This is a genomic window from Pseudomonas neuropathica (genome assembly GCF_051174785.1).
In the GTDB taxonomy this organism is placed as follows: domain Bacteria; phylum Pseudomonadota; class Gammaproteobacteria; order Pseudomonadales; family Pseudomonadaceae; genus Aquipseudomonas; species Aquipseudomonas neuropathica_A.
Map to the genome: position 1 here is coordinate 774,775 of NZ_CP195111.1, position 17,216 is coordinate 791,990.

The 17,216-nt window shown below is 59.7% G+C and carries 20 protein-coding genes; 13 read left to right on the top strand and 7 right to left on the bottom strand.

Annotated elements, in window-relative coordinates; all coding sequences use genetic code 11:
- Positions 1-188 precede the first annotated feature (188 nt).
- Positions 189-365 (bottom strand): hypothetical protein, encoded by a 177-nt coding sequence (locus ACRRSD_RS03490; RefSeq protein WP_435037129.1) that lies wholly within the window; start codon positions 363-365, stop codon positions 189-191.
- A gap of 6 nt (positions 366-371) precedes the next feature.
- On the bottom strand, positions 372-518 hold the full coding sequence (locus tag ACRRSD_RS03495; protein ID WP_163004822.1) for a hypothetical protein: 147 nt from the start codon (positions 516-518) through the stop codon (positions 372-374).
- Between the two features lie 553 nt (positions 519-1,071).
- Here ACRRSD_RS03495 and ACRRSD_RS03500 point away from each other — a divergent pair.
- From ACRRSD_RS03500 to ACRRSD_RS03535, 8 genes are all read left to right on the top strand, one after another.
- Complete coding sequence (locus ACRRSD_RS03500; RefSeq protein ID WP_435037130.1) at positions 1,072-1,437, top strand: DUF6124 family protein; 366 nt, start codon at positions 1,072-1,074, stop codon at positions 1,435-1,437.
- Positions 1,438-1,735: 298 nt separating this feature from the next.
- Entirely contained in the window at positions 1,736-2,509 is a 774-nt protein-coding gene (locus ACRRSD_RS03505) for a carboxymuconolactone decarboxylase family protein (RefSeq protein ID WP_435038473.1), read from the top strand.
- A gap of 103 nt (positions 2,510-2,612) precedes the next feature.
- Complete coding sequence (locus ACRRSD_RS03510) at positions 2,613-3,281, top strand: class I SAM-dependent methyltransferase (protein ID WP_435037131.1); 669 nt, start codon at positions 2,613-2,615, stop codon at positions 3,279-3,281.
- A gap of 294 nt (positions 3,282-3,575) precedes the next feature.
- Positions 3,576-4,079 (top strand): VOC family protein, encoded by a 504-nt coding sequence (locus ACRRSD_RS03515; RefSeq protein ID WP_435037132.1) that lies wholly within the window; start codon positions 3,576-3,578, stop codon positions 4,077-4,079.
- Positions 4,080-4,114: 35 nt separating this feature from the next.
- On the top strand, positions 4,115-4,948 hold the full coding sequence (locus ACRRSD_RS03520; RefSeq protein ID WP_435037133.1) for a helix-turn-helix domain-containing protein: 834 nt from the start codon (positions 4,115-4,117) through the stop codon (positions 4,946-4,948).
- Positions 4,949-5,139: 191 nt separating this feature from the next.
- Positions 5,140-5,442: an ArsR/SmtB family transcription factor gene (locus ACRRSD_RS03525; protein ID WP_007910618.1), complete on the top strand. Its 303-nt coding sequence runs from the start codon at positions 5,140-5,142 to the stop codon at positions 5,440-5,442.
- A 61-nt stretch (positions 5,443-5,503) separates the two neighbouring features.
- On the top strand, positions 5,504-6,487 hold the full coding sequence (locus ACRRSD_RS03530) for a zinc-dependent alcohol dehydrogenase family protein (RefSeq protein WP_435037134.1): 984 nt from the start codon (positions 5,504-5,506) through the stop codon (positions 6,485-6,487).
- Positions 6,488-6,509: 22 nt separating this feature from the next.
- On the top strand, positions 6,510-6,818 hold the full coding sequence (locus ACRRSD_RS03535) for an antibiotic biosynthesis monooxygenase family protein (protein WP_435037135.1): 309 nt from the start codon (positions 6,510-6,512) through the stop codon (positions 6,816-6,818).
- A gap of 117 nt (positions 6,819-6,935) precedes the next feature.
- Here ACRRSD_RS03535 and ACRRSD_RS03540 read toward each other — a convergent pair whose 3' ends face one another.
- The 3 genes from ACRRSD_RS03540 to ACRRSD_RS03550 form a co-directional block, all read right to left on the bottom strand.
- A complete protein-coding gene (locus tag ACRRSD_RS03540; protein ID WP_122600306.1) occupies positions 6,936-7,523 on the bottom strand; it encodes a LysE family translocator in 588 nt (195 codons plus the stop codon).
- A gap of 197 nt (positions 7,524-7,720) precedes the next feature.
- Complete coding sequence (locus ACRRSD_RS03545; protein ID WP_435037136.1) at positions 7,721-9,958, bottom strand: ATP-binding protein; 2,238 nt, start codon at positions 9,956-9,958, stop codon at positions 7,721-7,723.
- Positions 9,955-10,569: a biliverdin-producing heme oxygenase gene (locus ACRRSD_RS03550; protein WP_435037137.1), complete on the bottom strand. Its 615-nt coding sequence runs from the start codon at positions 10,567-10,569 to the stop codon at positions 9,955-9,957. Before ACRRSD_RS03550 ends, ACRRSD_RS03545 begins: the two co-directional genes overlap by 4 nt.
- A gap of 275 nt (positions 10,570-10,844) precedes the next feature.
- On the opposite strand from ACRRSD_RS03550, the gene ACRRSD_RS03555 reads away from it, so the two are divergent.
- The gene (locus ACRRSD_RS03555) at positions 10,845-11,465 is read left to right on the top strand and encodes a LysE family translocator (RefSeq protein ID WP_435037138.1); all 621 of its coding nucleotides are present in this window, start codon (positions 10,845-10,847) and stop codon (positions 11,463-11,465) included.
- Here ACRRSD_RS03555 and ACRRSD_RS03560 read toward each other — a convergent pair.
- Entirely contained in the window at positions 11,462-11,875 is a 414-nt protein-coding gene (locus tag ACRRSD_RS03560; RefSeq protein WP_435037139.1) for a VOC family protein, read from the bottom strand. The two genes, ACRRSD_RS03555 and ACRRSD_RS03560, sit on opposite strands and share 4 nt — an antisense overlap.
- Before the next feature lie 181 nt (positions 11,876-12,056).
- Here ACRRSD_RS03560 and ACRRSD_RS03565 point away from each other — a divergent pair, with 181 nt between their 5' ends.
- The 4 genes from ACRRSD_RS03565 (at position 12,057) to ACRRSD_RS03580 (ending at position 15,472) form a co-directional block, all read left to right on the top strand.
- Positions 12,057-13,139: a bifunctional transcriptional activator/DNA repair enzyme AdaA gene (locus tag ACRRSD_RS03565; RefSeq protein WP_435037140.1), complete on the top strand. Its 1,083-nt coding sequence runs from the start codon at positions 12,057-12,059 to the stop codon at positions 13,137-13,139.
- Positions 13,140-13,171: 32 nt separating this feature from the next.
- A complete protein-coding gene (locus ACRRSD_RS03570; protein ID WP_435037141.1) occupies positions 13,172-13,969 on the top strand; it encodes an isocitrate lyase/PEP mutase family protein in 798 nt (265 codons plus the stop codon).
- Position 13,970: 1 nt separating this feature from the next.
- Entirely contained in the window at positions 13,971-14,600 is a 630-nt protein-coding gene (locus ACRRSD_RS03575; RefSeq protein WP_435037142.1) for a DNA-3-methyladenine glycosylase family protein, read from the top strand.
- 356 nt (positions 14,601-14,956) lie between these two features.
- Positions 14,957-15,472, top strand: a complete 516-nt coding sequence (locus ACRRSD_RS03580; RefSeq protein ID WP_435037143.1) for an HvfX family Cu-binding RiPP maturation protein — start codon at positions 14,957-14,959, stop codon at positions 15,470-15,472.
- 3 nt (positions 15,473-15,475) lie between these two features.
- Here ACRRSD_RS03580 and ACRRSD_RS03585 read toward each other — a convergent pair whose 3' ends face one another.
- The gene (locus ACRRSD_RS03585; RefSeq protein WP_435037144.1) at positions 15,476-17,092 is read right to left on the bottom strand and encodes a L,D-transpeptidase family protein; all 1,617 of its coding nucleotides are present in this window, start codon (positions 17,090-17,092) and stop codon (positions 15,476-15,478) included.
- Between the last annotated feature and the right edge of the window lie 124 nt (positions 17,093-17,216).

The window sequence follows — 17,216 nt, forward strand, 5'->3', positions numbered from 1 at the left end:
ATCCGGCAATGCACATTGCGCAGAAATGAGCCCCACTCGCTTCGGTTATGGGCATCCGGGCCGGTGACCGTCAGTAACAGATATTCATCCCGAAACGCGCCATAGGCATAGATCAGCCAAAAGTCATTATCAGCGTCGTCAACCAATACAGTGCGGTAATACTGACGATTTATTTTTGCCCATCGAGCTTACAGTGACGAAGTACTGGCAAGGTGGATATGGTGCATATCGGTCAGATCGAGTCGTTCGTCACGCCCGAAAATCCCGGGTAATTCACCGCACACCTTGTAGTTATAAAAATGTGCAGCGAAGTTTTGCCAGTTAGTGATTTTTTCAAAAAGCGCAGAAATCTTGATGGCTGGCATTCAGGCCTACTTTGTAATAGGTAGCCTGCCAGTGATCACAAATTTATCGAACACTTTCTGCCCATCACGCGCGGCTTGCCGAACATCAAGGAATGTCAGCTCATCACGAACTTCCTTTTTGTTAGGTTTGTCGGTCTTTCTGGTGGTGGCCATCGGAGCCTCCGAAGGATGTGTATTCATGCTGACCAGCTTAAGTGATTAAGTTTTGACCGGCAAACGATAGGATCTTGTTTCAAGGCAGACAAGTCGGCGGATTCTTGCAGATCTGTAGGTCATTACACCCAAAATTGTAGTCCGTAAAACTCCTGAATTTAGATCTCATTGCTCGGCAATGCCCATTGGTAAACGTCATCCGGTTATCGCGTTTAAAGCACACAAACCGTTACGCCATCCTCCCTACAACACCTTGCGTCGTTACCTACGCGTACGCCAGAATCCGCCGGCTTACACGGCTATGGGCCGGGCTATATCGTTGGCCTGTCACTGCAAAACAGTGATCGGGTTTGGTAGCCCGTCTGTAATAGCCGTGTGACAACACCCTGTACTGTCTCTTTGTGGAGGCTCAGTTCAATGGTAGTCATGCGTGGGGCTCACTCGTGAGCGCCGGGTTCCTATTGCAGCCGGTCTACCAACCCGCGTATGGCCACCACCCACTCGTTTGGTAGCGAGAGTGATGGCTCCTTAAACTGCGATAGGAGTTTCATCCATGTTCAAAATCACGCCCAACCCACCGATCACCGACCCAATCCCTCACGACCCCGCGCTCAACCCGCAAAAAGTCAAAGAGGCAACCGACCGCGCCCTCGACTACTACCTGCGACCCGAAGCACTGGGCGCTCCACCAAGCTCGCCCCCGTTTCGCCCGGTTTATCTGGTCGACCCCACGCTGGATGAAGAAACCCTGTTGATCGAAGCTTGCGAATCACTTTCGTACGCCCACTCCATGGCCGGCAACATCGCCAACTCAATAGGCGGCCCGGAGCGCAAACCGCTGCTGGCGCTGCAACAGGTGATCATGCTGAACGAGCTGTTGGTCAACCGACTGCTGGACAAGCTGCGCATCCCGCAATAATCACCAATCGGGATGAGTGAGGGGTATTCCCCTCACTTTCGCTTTCGCTTTACGCTTCGATCGATTGATGAGCAGAGCTCATCAAGCCATCCCGATTTAACCGTCTAGTCCCCACCAGTCACCTCGCTTAGTCTTCTCCCCACGCCAATGGGAGATCGACATGCACAAGCGCACACTCGGCATCCGTTCACTCGAAGCATCCGCCCTCGGCTTTGGCTGTATGGGCCTGAGCCATGGTTATGACCCGACCACGGATACTCAGAGAATCGCAGAACCGCAGTGGACGGAGCCTTCCACGATGACCACTGATACACGCAGCAGCGCTGCCCTCCCCGCACTCATGGCGCTCTGCCTGAGCGTTGGCGCGATGTTCAGTCTTACCACCCAAGCAGTCGAGGCACCGAAATCCATGACCACCCCGCAAACCACCGCACAAGCCCTTTCGAGCAAACAACAGACGATTCCACTGATTGCTGCGTACATGGCGACCAGCGACATTCCCAACCTCAACGCGGCTCTCAACCAAGGACTCGACGCCGGCCTGACGATCAGCGAAACCCGGGAAATTCTCGTGCAGCTCTACGCTTACGTCGGCTTCCCACGCAGCCTCAACGCCTTGAACGAGCTGATGACTGTGGTGCAGGCGCGCAAACAACGCGGCATCGAAGATGCGCCGGGGCGCGACCCGAGCCGGGCGATTCCAGTAGGAGATGAACTGCTGGCCGCTGGCACGGCGAATCAAACCAAGATCTCGGGCGCTCCGGTCAAAGGCCCGGTGTTCGAGTTCGCCCCAGTGATCAACCGGTTCCTGCAAACCCACCTGTTCGGCGACATCTTCGAGCGCGACAACCTCGACTGGCAAAGCCGCGAACTGGCCACTGTCGGAGCGCTGGCAGCGACGCCGGGCGTGGAGTCGCAACTGCGCGCGCATATGGCGGCAAGCCTGCGCGTCGGGCTCAGCGCGGCACAGTTGGGCGAGGTCACTGAGCTGCTGAAAAAGCATCGTGATGCGCAAACTGCCGAACGTGCGAATGCAGCGCTGAAAGAGGTTGTGGCGGCGTCGAAAAAATGATCGGCGTTCGGGGTTGTGGCGGATGCGCTGATCTACAAACCCTGATGGGCCGCTTCTGCGATCAGCGTCCATACTGTGGCTTTTCAATAATTGGGACACCGCCATGCCCTCCTCCGAATCCAGCCTTTTGCAGAGCTGGCACGACAACGCTGATGCCTGGATCGAAACGATCCGCAGCGGCGCCATTGAAAGCCGTCAGCAGGTCACCGATCAGGCAATTGTGCTGGCGATCATGGGCCGGCAGCCGCAGCGTGTGCTTGATCTTGGCTGCGGCGAAGGCTGGTTGTTGCGGGCGCTGGCGGATCGCGGGATTGATGCCGTCGGTGTGGATGGCGATGCGCGTCTGATCGAGGCGGCGCGTCTGGCGGGGGCGGCGCGGGTGCATGTCTCGAGCTATGAAGCACTGGTCGATGGCAAGGTCGATATCGGTCGCGACTACGACCTGGTGTGCGCGAATTTCTCGCTACTGCATCAAGACATAATTCCGCTGCTTGCCGCGATGAATGCCTTGCTTGTTCCCGGAGGTGTCGTGGTCATTCAGACACTGCATCCATGGTCTGTCGCGGCAGGCGATTACCAGGATGGCTGGCGCGAAGAAACCTTCGCCGGGTTCAAAGGCCAGTGGCAGCCGATGCCATGGTATTTCCGCACCTTGTCGAGTTGGCTGAATGCACTCGCTATGGCCGGGTTCCAACTGGTCAGCCTTCAAGAGCCACAACACCCGCAAAGTCCGCTGCCGCAGTCGTTGCTGATGGTTGCCGAGCGCCACTGAGCTTCCACAATCACCAGATGCCGATTGCACTGCTGGTGGCGATGCACGCCCTGACCATCCTCGGCCCGACCCTGACCTCAATTCCCGTGCCATATCAAAAATCAAGCAAATTCAGTCGCTTGAGCACAGCAGAGTCAATTTGACACAGGAACATTAATGTCAATTTGACTCAACCTTTAGTCGTTATGACTACGATTTCTGACGCCCGCTAACTTGTCGATCTACGGCACCGGCAATCGACCAAGGACTGACTACGCTGTTAATCCAGCGTGTCTAACCTGCAGGATGACTGCCATGCAACGCTTTCAGAAACTCACGCCCTGCCTGTGGTTCGACGATCAGGCCGAAGCTGCGGCGAAGTTCTATTGCTCGATCTTCGATCACTCGAAAATCACCGGCCTGACCCACTACAGCAAGGTCGGTCAGGAATTTCACGGCAAGCCGGAAGGTGCGGTGATGACCGTCAGTTTCGAACTCGATGGCCAGACCTTCACCGGACTCAACGGCGGGCCGATGTTCAAGTTCAGTGAGGCGATCTCGTTTCAGGTCAACTGCCAGAATCAGGAAGAAGTCGACCATTTCTGGGGCAACCTGTCCGAGGGTGGTCCCGTCGAAGCCCAGCAATGCGGGTGGCTCAAGGACAAGTTCGGCGTGTCGTGGCAGATCGTCCCCGTGGCCTTCATGCACATGATGCTGGACCCGGACACCGCCAAGTCGCAGCGCGCGATGCAGGCCATGTTCACGATGAAAAAACTCGACATTGCCGAACTGGAACGGGCCTTTGCCGGCCAGAGCTAATACACTGGCGCCCTGGCCTGCCGGGAAAAACAACGATGAAACACGCTGCCGCCAAAAACCCTGAAAAAGCCCCGCGTTTCTGGCGCGACGCGGCGCTGCCATTTATTGAAGCGCGGGCCATCGCCGATGGCCGCGAGGTCTGCTACGCCCGGCATTCTCACGCGCACTTTTCCATCGGTGCGATCACCGCCGGGCGCAGCACCTATGTGCATGAGCAAGCTCAGTTCGAAGTCGCGGCAGGCACGGTGGTGCTGATGAATCCAGGCGATGTGCATGCGTGCAATCCGATTGATGACCAGCCTTGGTCGTATGTGATGCTGTACGTCGAGACGCCGTGGCTGACGGATTTGCAGCATCAGATGGGGTTCAGTGCCGAACTCGAGTTTCGGCGGTTTTCCGACACACATCTACAAGACGCAGAATTGTTTCGCGACCTGATCGCGCTTTACGACGTACTGGTTGACGAGCAACAGGATGTGCTGCGCAAGCAAAGCGCGGCGGTGGAATTTTTCAGCGATCTGCAACTGCGTTTGAACCCCGCCGGCCCCTCTCTGCGCGAGCCGAATTTCAAACTGGAACGCGCTGCCGATTTCATCCGCGAACACTGCACCGATCTGCTCAACCTCGACGAAATCTGTACGGCAGCACAACTGTCACCGTCATACCTGATCCGCGCGTTCAAACAGCATTACGGCATGACGCCCCACGCGTTTCTGGTCAACCAGCGCATCCAGTTCGCCCGCGAGCGCCTGCGCAGTGGCCAGTTGATTGCGGATGTAGCGCTTGAGGCAGGGTTTGCCGATCAGGCGCATTTTCAGCGAGCGTTCAAGCAACATCTGGCGGCCACGCCCGGCCAGTATCGCGGCTGACACTTCATCTGAAACTCAACACCTCCCCTGTGGGAGCGAGCCTGCTCGCGAAAGCGTTGGTTCAGTCAGCTCATTCATCGACTGATACACCGCCTTCGCGAGCAGGCTCGCTCCCACAGGGTCAGAGTGATTGCCTGATCGGTCTCACATTCAGATATTGACATATCGGTAAATTCCGATATCGTCGCGGCATGGACCTACTCGAAATCTTCAAAGCCCTCTCGAACCGCACACGCCTGGAGATCCTTAAAGGCCTGAAGGATCCCGAGAAACACTTTCCTCCCCAGGATGAGGGTGACGTGCACACGGTGGGCGTTTGCGTCAGCAGTATTCAGGAAGGCGTCGGGCTGTCGCAGTCGACGGTGTCCGATTACCTGGCGACGCTGCAACGCGCCGGCCTGGTCGAAGTCAGGCGCATTGGGCAGTGGACCTATTACAAACGTAACGAAGCAGCGATCAGTGCGCTGGCCGAGATCATTGGTAGCGAGCTGTAATTTTTTGCCCCATGATATCGAGAATTCCCGATATCCCTTTTTACCGAAACGAGGAAATGCAATGAAAGCGATGATCCTTACTTCATTTGGCGGCGCGCAATCGTTTGAACTTTGTGACGTGCCCAAGCCAGTGCCACAAGCGGGCGAAGTGCTGGTGCGGGTGCACGCCACCTCCATCAATCCGCTGGATTATCAGGTGCGCCGTGGCGACTATGCCGATCTGGTGCCGCTTCCAGCAATCACCGGTCATGACGTCTCCGGCGTCGTCGAAGCGCTCGGGCCGGGGGTGACGGCGTTCGTGCCGGGTGACGAAGTCTGGTACACCCCGCAGATTTTCGGCGGGTCAGGCAGTTATGCCGAGTACCACGTCGCGGCCGCAAATATTATCGGCAAGAAGCCGCCCGCACTGAGCCATCTTGAGGCGGCGAGCCTGAGTCTGGTTGGCGGCACGGCATGGGAAGCGCTGGTCGTGCGGGCGGCACTCAGAGTCGGCGAGAGCATTCTGATCCACGGCGGTGCGGGTGGCGTCGGTCATGTCGCCATTCAGTTGGCCAAAGCCATCGGCGCGAAGGTCTTCACCACCGTGCGTGAAGGTAATTTCGAGTTCGCCAGGCAGATGGGCGCCGATGTGTTGATCGATTACGAAAAGGAGGATTACGTCGACGCGATCCTGCGGGAAACCGAGGGTCGCGGCGTCGATGTCGTCTTCGACACGATCGGCGGCAACACCCTGGCACGTAGCGCCGACACCCTCGCACAACTGGGCCGCGTGGTATCGATCGTCGACATTGCCCAGCCACAGAACCTGATTCAGGCCTGGGGCAAGAACGCCAGTTATCACTTCGTGTTCACCCGACAGAATCGCGGCAAACTCGATGAGCTGAGCGCATTGATCGCCAACGGTCAGTTGCGCCCACATGTTGGCGCAGTCTATCCGCTGGCCGACATCGGCCTCGCCCATGCCTTGCTGGAAACGCCCAACAACGGCGTTCAAGGGAAAATTGCGATTGCTGTCGTGCCGTCGCCCGAACTTGCCAATCGCTGAACCCAGTCCCAAGGAGACCACCATGATTTATGAGATCGCTTTACTGCCCGTTCACAAAGCACAAACTGCAGCGTTTCGGCGTGCATTTGCCGAGGTCGAGCCGTTGCTCAAACGCGCCAAGGGTTACGGCGGGCACCTGCTCGCGCAAGGCATCGAAACGCCTGAGGTGTTCAATCTGATTGTGCGCTGGCAATCCCTTGAGGATCACACGCCGGGGTTTGAAGCGAGTGAAGACCATCGGCTGTTCATGCTGGGGCTGGAGGAATATTTTGCTGAAGAGCCGAAGGTTTATCACATTGAGGGCGGCGCTTTTCAGCAGCCGTTCGACTAACCTGCGGCAGTGACGTCCGATCAATGTGGGAGCGAGCTTGCTCGCGAATGCGGTGGAACAGTCAGCACATCCATTGACTGACACACCGCTTTCGCGAGCAAGCTCGCTCCCACAGGGTCAAGTGAACAACAAGTAGATAGCGCTCAGTGCCAACAACCCTGCCATGCTCCGATTGAACCAACGCATTCCCGCAGCATTGCTCAAATACCCACGCAAAAACGTCCCGGCATACGCCCAGCAACCGACCGATAGATAACAGATCACCAGATACACCGCCGCAAACTGCCACACCAACCGCGCCTCGCCATCGGCGACAAATGCGCCCATCCCTGCGACGCATGCCAGCCAGGCTTTCGGGTTGAGCCATTGCATCACCGCGCCATAGAGCATCGATGGCGCTCGTCCGGAATCCTTGGCGTTCAACTGTCCATCATCCACGGCCAGTTTCCACGCCATGAACAGCAGAAACGCCACGCCGGCCAGTTGCACCACGCGTGTCATGAATGGCCAGAGCTTGAGCACCTCGTGCAGACCCAACCCCATCAGCACCAGCAGCAACACAAACCCCAGCGTGGCCCCGGCGACATGCCGTTGACTGGCACGAAAGCCGAACTGCGCCCCGGAACTCAACGCCACAATGTTCACCGGCCCCGGCGTGATGGACGCCGCCAGCGCAAACGCCGCCATGGAAACAATCAGACTCATCACACACCTGCTTCAAATCGGGGAACAAGGTGCTCACGGTATCGAGCGCCCGATCCCCGGTATTGAAGAAAATGCCCCTGACGACACAAATTCCCTGTGGGAGCGAGCCTGCTCGCGAAGTCGTCAGCACATTCAACATCAACGCTGCCTGACCTACCCCATTCGCGAGCAGGCTCGCTCCCACAAAAACGCTGTGTTCAGTCCAAACGCGGCACGGTGAAGCGGAACTCACTGCCCTGCCCCGGTTCGCTCTCGGCGAAGATCCGTCCGCCGTGGGCTTCGACGATGCCTTGGGTGATATACAAGCCCAGACCCGTACCGGTCGGATTGCCCTCTTTCACTGTCCAGTAACGGTCGAACACGTGCGGCAAGTGCTCCTTGGGGATGCCCTCGCCGCTATCGCGCACGGTGAAGACAATGTCATCGCCGACCGACGTCGCATGCACGCCCACCTTGCCCATACGCGGGGTGAACTTGATCGCGTTGCCGACCAGATTCGACAGCACCTGAAACAGCCGCTCCGGGTCGGCATGAATGCGCAGATCAGGATCGGCGTCGAAGGAAATGCTGATGTCCTTGTCCAGCGCCAGCGGCGCGAGCAGTGCCTGCGCTTCCTCGAACATCTGCCCGACGTCGAGTTTCTGCGGGGTGATGGAGTAGCGCCCGGCATCGATTTTCGAGGTGTCGAGCAAATCTTCCAGCAGCGTGTTCATGCGTCCGGCAGCCTGTTGCATGGTGTCGATGGCCGTGGAAATGCGCCGCGAAGTGTGCGGGCCGTCCGAGCTGAAGGCCTTCTGCATCATGCCGCAGAGCATCGAGATGACCGTCATCGGGTTGCGCAGATCGTGGGAAACCACCGCCACCAGTTCATCACGGGCGCGCACCGCCTCCTGCTCGCGGCGCACTTGCCGGGCCAGATCGTTTTCCAGCGCTGAACGGCGCAGGTCGTTGGCAGCAAACAGATCACCGTGGCTCCACTTGGTGGAGATCCCGGCCATCTCGACTTTCCAGATTTCAAACGAGGTGCGCGGGCGCAAGCGCAGGCCGGCGTCGGAGTTTTCCAGGTCCAGCGGCTTGCGCGGATCACCGCTCCAGTTGATGTTTTCCTTGACCTCGGGGCGGAACCAGAACACGCCGTTGTCCACCGGTTTCGGCAGGCTCATGGCGAGCACGCCGCTGGCCACCTGTTGATACTGCGCGGCCGGCGGATAGACGCTGGCCAGGTGATGACTGGCAAACACCGCCTCGCCGCTGTCCTGCAACCACTTGTGCAAGGCGCGGATTTCTTCCGGCTCCGGGCAGTTGCCGTAGCGATGCAATTGTTTGTCTTCGATGATCGCGATACCGCCGGCATTGGTCAGCGCCATCAGGATCTGCGGCTGATTGGCCAGACCGTCGAAGACATTTTGCGGCGAGTCGATCATCGCTTGATTGAGCAGCGCCAACGCCTCGACTTTCTCTTCACGCTGGCGGCTGATTTCCAGCGCTTCCATGGCGCTGATCTGCAGCGACAGCACCTGGCCGATGGTCTGACACGCCGCGCGCAATTCGTGCGGCACGTGCAGTGGCTGACGATTGCCGCAACTGATCAGGCCCCAGAGCTTGTCACCCTTGAGCAGGGAAATGCTCATCGACGACAGCACGCCCATGTTCTTCATGTACTGACAGTGGATCGGCGACACGCTGCGCAACGTGGCAAAACTCAGGTCCAGCGGCGTATCGGTGTCCGGGCGCAGCTTTGGCAGCAGCGGCACCGGTTGGTAGTCGGCATTGGGGATGATCCGCAGCCAATTGGTGCGATACAGCTCGCGTGCCTGTTCGGGAATGTCCGATGCCGGGAAGAACAAGCCATTGAACACTTCCATCGACGGGTCGGAGGCTTCAGCGATGACCTGGCCGTGGCCCTCCTCCTCGAAACGATAGATCAACACCCGGTCGTAACCGGTCATGGCTTGAATTTCCTTGACGCTGATGTCGTACAGCGCCTGCAACGTGGTGGCCGCTTGCAGACGCTGAAGCATGCGCCCCAGATGAGTCTGGTTGCCGGCGACGTTGCGCGGCTGGAAGTTTTCGACGTGGACTTCCAGCTCCAGGATCAATATGCCCTGATGGCGATGCAGCAAGCCCTCGAATGCCGTGCCGTTGAGCCTGAAGCGCAGCGGCTGCAAGTCGGACAGCGACGGTTGCAGCAAGGCTTCGCGCACTTTTGCCGCTTCGGCATTACCGATCAGGTTTTCCAGTGGCTGGCCGATCAGGCTCTGCGGCGCCCGGGCCAGCAGGGTTTCGACGTTGGCGCTGACCTGAATGATCGCCAGTTCAGGCTCGCTCAGGGTCAGCAACAAACCGTGGGGCTGGATCGCACCAGGGAAACGAATCGGCTCGTCGGCACAGTTGGCCAGCAATTCTTCAAAGGCTTCTTTGTCTTGCGGGTTCATGCCAGTACCTCCCGGCTTTCGAGCCAGCGCTCGAAACAACTGAATGTGGTTTGTGCTGCCGTGACGACAGCGGCACGCCCGGCGGCGCTCATTGGCCGACTGCCGAGGTATTCGATGAAGTCACGCCAGCGCCGGCCCGTGGCGGCGCCATAGATATCAAGAAAGGCCGCGCCGTTATCGGCTTCCAGGCCTAATCGTGAAGAGATTTCGCGGCGCAGGATTTGCCCGCCGAGCGTCGCGCCCTCGAGGACGTAGAGGACGCCAAGGCAGGCAGCGCTTGAGTCGATGATCGGCAACTGCTGGCAGTGCGGCAGGTTTTGCAGCGCGGCGGCGGATATGCCCAGCGCGCGCAAATCAGCGCGCAAGGTTGGCGCTTTGAGACGAGGCGTCAGTTCAAAATCGGCAGGAATTGCATCGCTGCGTAGCAAGGCGTTTTCCAGCGGCATATAGAAGCCGTAATAAGCCTGCATCAACCACACAAAAGCCTGGGTATCGAGGGTATCGGAGAAAAAGGGAAGGCGTTTTTCCAGCGCGATGTGCAGCTCGGCAGTGCCGGCCCGCAGATCTTGCAGCACCGGTGGCACATAAACTTCACGGGCCTTTGCTTGCATGTAGATCGCTCTTGGTGGGGCCGCCTGGGGCCAAACGGGGTGAGTGCAGCGTCGGCGAAATCTTACACGGCTATCGCCGTTTCTGACCGGATGGATAGTTATTTCTGCCGAAACCATCACCCTCTGAGCCATTCAGAGTGAAGGCATCTGCAAAAAGTTCGACCGCGTTGCCCAACAGCGCCGGGCGCTGTACCGCGACAGCACTGCGTGACTGTATGGGTCTGGACGCGTGGGGGCTGTGATAAAAATATCGCTCTGGTTTCTGGAGTGCCGTTATGGATCTCGCCACCCTCACCCTGTTTCTCCCGGCCTGCTTCGCCCTGAACATGGCCCCCGGGCCGAACAATCTGCTGTCGGTCAGCAATGCCACGCGCTATGGCTTTCGCCGCGCCTGCACGGCGGGCATCGGGCGGATTCTGGCGTTCGCCGGGATGATCGCGCTGGCAGGCGCGGGGCTGTCGGTGGTGTTGCAGACCTCGGAATGGCTGTTCCATGCGATCAAGATCATTGGCGCGGCTTATCTGCTGTACCTGGCCTGGCAGTTATGGCGGGCCAACCCCGAGACCGAGCAACAGCTGAGCGGCGCAGCGGGTGGATTTTTTGCCTTGGCGCGGCAGGAGTTTCTGGTGGCGGCGGGCAATCCGAAGGCGATCCTGTTGTTCACCGCGTTTCTGCCGCAGTTCGTCGACCCGGCGCGCCCGGTGCCGGCGCAATTTGCGGTGCTGGGCGTGCTGTTTCTGCTGCTGGAGTGGATCGCCATCAGCGCCTACGCCTGGATGGGCCTGCACATGCGTCGTTGGTTCGCCGAGCCGCGCGGCAAGCGGACTTTCAATCGTTGCTGCGCAGGCCTGCTGTCGGCGGCGGCTTCGGTGTTGTTGATGGCCAAACGCGCTTAAGCCTCGGACGGGCCTTTGAGTTCGACCTGATTGCCGTCCGGGTCGAAGCAGTACAGCGACAGCCCTTTGCCTTCGGCGCCGAAGCGTGATTCGGCTTTAGCGGCGGTGAGGCCGAAGGTCTGCAGATGTGCAATCAGTGCAGCCTCGTCAAATGGTTCGATGCGCAGGCAAAAGTGATCGACGTTGCGTCGCTCGGCCCCGGCCGCCCCGCCGCCCTTGCGGCCGAGTTCGCCTTGCAGGTCGACGAGGTCGATCATCGAAGTGCCGGCGCGCAGGTGTATCAGGCCCAGCGGTTCGTTGCGTTTGACCACCTCTGCGCCGAACACCTGCCTGTAGAAGTCGATGCTGCGCGCAAGATCCGCGACGCGCAGGACGATGTGATCAATGTGTTGGATGGAAAACGGATGCATCGGGCACACCTCAACAAACGGTAGGAGCTGCCGCAGGCTGCGATCTTTTGATCTTGTTTTTGAGGATCAACGTCAAAAGATCGCAGCCTGCGGCAGCTCCTACACGGTAGTTCAGGGGATTTGAAAATTCACTGTCGATTTTTCGGTGGAGCCATCGACAAACTGGTTTTACTCTCAGCCCATGAACATACAAACCGCTGTCCTGCCGCCCCACGCCGAGATGGTTCGCGCCATGCTCGAACGCGACACTGCCTACGAAGGCGTGTTCTTCACGGCCGTGAAAACCACCGGGATCTTCTGCCGCCCCAGTTGCACGGCGCGCAAGCCGAAACCGGAGAATGTCGAGTTCTTCGCCCATGCCGACGAATGCATGTCTGCCGGCTATCGCGCCTGCCTGCGTTGCAAGCCGCTGGACGCCGCCGCCATCGCGCCGGACTGGGTGCAGCGCCTGCTCACCGCCGTGGAGGCCGATCCGGAGGTGCGCTGGAGCGATGCGCAACTGCTCGCCGAAGGTATCGAACCGCTGAAGCTGCGGCGCTGGTTCAAGCAGCATTTCGGCATGACCTTCCACGCGTGGCTGCGCACACGTCGACTGGGCATGGCGCTGGGCGGGATCAAGCAAGGCACCTCGATTGATCATGCCGCGTTTGATTCGGGTTATGAATCGCTCAGCGGTTTTCGCGATGCCTTTCAGAAATCCTTTCACATCACCCCGGGCCGCGCCGAACACAGCGAGCCGCTGTTGTTCACCCGGCTGACCACACCGCTGGGGCCGATGATCGCCATGGCTGAACGGCGTGGGTTGGTGTTGCTGGAGTTTCTCGATCGTCCGGCGCTGACCCGCGAAGTCGAAGAACTGCAGAGCCGCTATGGCTATGCGATCGCGCCGGGGCACAACGCGCATTTGCAGCAGATCGAGGAGCAACTGGCGCAGTACTTCGCCGGCAAGCTGAACACCTTTACTGTGCCGCTGCACTTGCCCGGCAGCGAGTTCGCCCGGCAGGTCTGGTCGGCGCTGCTGCAAATCCCTTACGGCCACACCAGCACCTACGGCGCCATCGCGGCCGGTTTAGGCAAGCCCGGCGCCAGTCGCGCGGTCGGTCTGGCCAACGGGCACAATCGGCTGTCGATCGTGGTGCCCTGCCATCGGGTGATCGGCGCGGATGGCTCGCTGACCGGCTATGGTGGTGGACAGCCACGCAAAGCGTTTCTGCTGCGGCTGGAAAACGCCGCCGTGCAGCTCACCCAACAACTGGCATTCTGACCAATTCGATCAACTGAGAAGAAGGATTTTTGATGAACGCGCTCGCTACGCAGTTTCACCAGTTGCACCAGCAGGGCCTGTTGATTCTGACCAACGTCGCCGACGCCACCGGTGCGCGACTGGTCGAGCACTTGGGCGGTAAAGCGGTGGCCACCAGCAGCGCCGCGGTGGCCTGGGCCCACGGGTATCCGGACGGCAACGCCCTGCCCCTTGAACGGCTGGTGGCGACGGTGGAATCGATCGCGCGGGTGATCAGCATTCCGTTGACCGTGGATGTCGAGGCCGGCTATTCCGATGACCTCGGGCGCGTGGAGGAAGTGCTGGATGCGGTGATCGCGGCGGGGGCCGTGGGCATCAATATCGAGGACGGTTCGGCGGCCCCTGAATTGCTTGCGCGCAAGATCGAAGTGGCGCGACAGGTTGCCAACAAGCGCAATGTGCACCTGTTCATCAATGCACGCACTGACGTTTATCTGAAAAGCCTTGTACCGGCGGAAGATCGCGTTGCCGAAACCCTGCGTCGCGCGGCGCTGTATCAAGCGGCTGGGGCCGATGGCTTGTTCGCGGCAGGTGTCACGGCGGCCTATGAAATCGAGGCGATCTGCAAAGGCACGACGCTGCCGGTCAATGTGCTGGGCTTCGCTTGCCTGCCTTCGCCTGAAGAACTGCAAGCACTGGGCGTACGCCGCTTGAGCGCCGGCTCTGGCATTGCCGAATTCCTCTATGGCGCGATGGGTGGGCTGGTGAAAAGCTTTCTGGCCAGCGGCAAACTCGATACCCATGACCTCAAGGCGTTCAGCTACGGCGAAGTCAACGGTTTGCTGAAATAGCATGCCTGACACCTATCAAGCGGCCAGCGCGTTTCTGGCCGCGTTTGATGCGGACTGGCAGCGCCATATCGCAGCGCTCGGCCCGTGCCTGCATCAACCGCATCCGGCGCGTGATCCGTATGAGTCTCTGGTGCGGGCGATTGCTTATCAGCAACTGCATGCCAAGGCCGGCGATGCGATTGTCGGGCGGCTGGTGGGGTTGTTTCCCGGTCAGACGTTTCCGCGTCCCGAGCAGATTCTTGCGACGGATTTCGAGCGCATGCGCGGTTGCGGGTTTTCCGCTGGCAAGATTGCGACGATTCAAGGGATTGCCCAAGCGACGCTGGACGGCGTGGTGCCGGATTACGCCACGGCGCTGGCGATGGACGATGAGGCGTTGATCGACCGTTTGGTCAGTTTGCGCGGGGTGGGTCGCTGGACCGTGGAGATGTTGCTGATCTACAGCCTGGAGCGCATGGATATTTTGCCGGCGGATGACTTTGGTGTGCGTGAGGGTTATCGGCGTTTGAAGGGCTTGGAGGTGCAGCCGACGCGCAGGCAGATGGTTGAGATCGGGGTGGCTTGGAGTCCTTTTCGGACGGTGGCGGCTTGGTATTTGTGGCGGGTGCCGAAACTGCTGCCCTCACCCTAGCCCTCTCCCGGAGGTAGAGGGGACCGATTGGGGGAGATTGGAGATTTACGCCGACTTGAAATTGCGCCTGTGAATCCATGATCGAAATAGCGTCTGTGAATCCATGATCGCCAAAACCCGGATCCATAATCGACTGGATTTTTCAGGTCGATGGATGGCACAAGACACCTCGGTCAGTCCCCTCTCCCTCCGGGAGAGGGCTAGGGTGAGGGGCTTTTGACTGTATCGCACTGTATACCCCGAAGCCTCAGACACACCCAACGCCCAATCCACCACCCCGCCGACACATCCCCGATACACCCCGACGCTGAAATACCCCGGTCGATCCAACTTGCCCAACCCACCGGAGCTGCATCATGACCACCACCCTTTCAACCACCGTCAAACACCTGCACCTGAACCTCGACCGCGCCGGCACCTGGCTGGCGCCACTGACCCTGCGCCTGTTTATCGCCTGGGAGTTCTTCGAGTCCGGGCTGGAGAAATTCAACGGGCAGAACTGGTTTGAAGACATCCAGGACAGATTCCCCTTCCCGTTCGATCACCTGCCGGCGACGCTGAACTGGGAACTGTCGATGTGGGCCGAGCTGATCTGCGCGCTGGCGATTCTGGTGGGCTTCGGCACGCGTATCTCGGCGATTTCGCTGATCGTGGTAACGGTCGTGGCCACCGCTGCTGTGCACTGGCCTGCCGATTGGTCGTCGCTGAGCGAGTTGGCGCAGGGTTATGCGATCACCAACAAAGGCTTCGGCAACTTCAAGCTGCCGGCGATTTACCTGGCCGCGCTGCTGCCGCTGGTGTTCGCCGGGGCGGGCAAGTTGAGTGTCGATGCGTGGCTGGCGCGGGTGTTCTGGAACAGAAACACCCGCTGAGGTTCAATGCGCGCGATCAAGCCCGGCCAGCAAGGCTCTGTCACGGCTGTAGATGTCCGGTGAGTAACGCACGCGGCCGCTGCTATCGACCTGTGCCGTCCAGTAAGTCATCAGGATCGGCACCGGCGCCGACAGACGAAATTCGTGAGTGGTGCCGGTGGCCAGCAAGGTTTCGGTGCGGGCCTTTTCCGCCGGGGTCAGCAGCAGATCACGCAGTTGCATCGGGTGCTCGACGCGCACGCAACCGGAGCTGAAGGCGCGCGGGCCTTTTTCGAACAGCGCCTTGCTTGGCGTGTCGTGCAAGTACACCGAGAAAGGGTTGGGGAAGCGGATGACCATTTGCCCTAGCGGATTACGCGGCCCGGCGTCCTGGCGCAGCATTATGTTGCCGGGGTTGTCCCAATCGATGTCCGCCGCCGCCAGCGGCTGACCGTTGGCATCGAGCACTTGCAGGTTCTGCCGACTGAGGAAGGTCTGATCCTTGCGGATTGCCGGCAGCTTGTCTTCCTTCCAGATGGTCGGCGGCACGGTCCAGGTCGGATTGAGGGTCAGGCGCGTAACCCGCGATTTGAGCAGCGGCGTCTGGCGCTCGGCACGGCCGACCTGAGTGCGCGTTTGCCACACTGGCACGCCGCCCTGATACAACGTCAGCTCGGCAGCGGCGACATTGACCAGCAGGCCGTTGGGTTCCATGTCCTGGGACATCCAGCGGAAACGTTCAAGATTGACCCGCAACTGTTCGCGGCGGCTCAGCGGGCTGATGTTGAGTTCGGCAATCGTTCCCGGCCCGACCACACCGTCAGCCTGCAAGGAATGGTTGGCCTGAAAACTCTTCACGGCATCGACCAGCACGCCGTCATAAGCGTTGCCGGGCGTGCCAGTGACGTGGGTCAGATAACCTTCGTTGTACAGACGCTGAGCCAGTTCCGGTACGCGTTTGTCTTCCATGTCCGGGCGTAGCAGCGGCCCGCTGCCGACCGCTTGCCACTGCGGCAAGGCTTTGAGCCGTTGCGCGGCATAGAGCTGACGCAGGTCCTGATATTGCGCCAGACGCGGACGCGCCAGGTCGAACGCAGCGGGAATGTCGTGCAGGCCGGGAACGGCGATGGCCAATAATTCCGCCTGACGGTCACGCGGGCTGTCGTCGGCATGCCACAGCGGTTCGAAGTGTGATTGCAGCAGGCGACCATAGTGCAGGTCTTGCAGGGCTTGCAGGTAATTGCGAGTGATGTCGATGTCGGCACACAACTCGCCGTCCTGCGGCGCCGTGGTTGCAATCGGGTAGCGTTTTGGATTGAGGCCATCATCGGCCAATAGCAGCAATTGCGCCTGTAAAACCGGCAATCGTGCGGACTCATTCGCCCATACCGGCATCCAGTCCTGCTGCTGATAGAAGGCCTGCAATTGCGTCAGCGCCGGGCCGTTGAGGTGCGTGGCAATCGCCGGACACGACTGCGCCAGACTGATCAACACCGCCTGCAATGGACTTTGCGGCTCGACCGGCATTTCGGCCGGTGGCGTTGGCAGGGTCTCCAGCGGCGGCAACGGCTCATCGGCACAAGCGACAAACGGCGCAGCGAGCAAACAAATGCTCAAGTAGCATGCATACTTTTTGAACAACTGCTTTACTCCAATCCATGGCCGTCCATATGATGGCCAACCTTACATCAGGTGCGCTGAACAGTCAGGCTCGATCGACGGGCTTGCGGGTAACGACTGGGAGTCAGGAGCCAAAGTGCCAGAT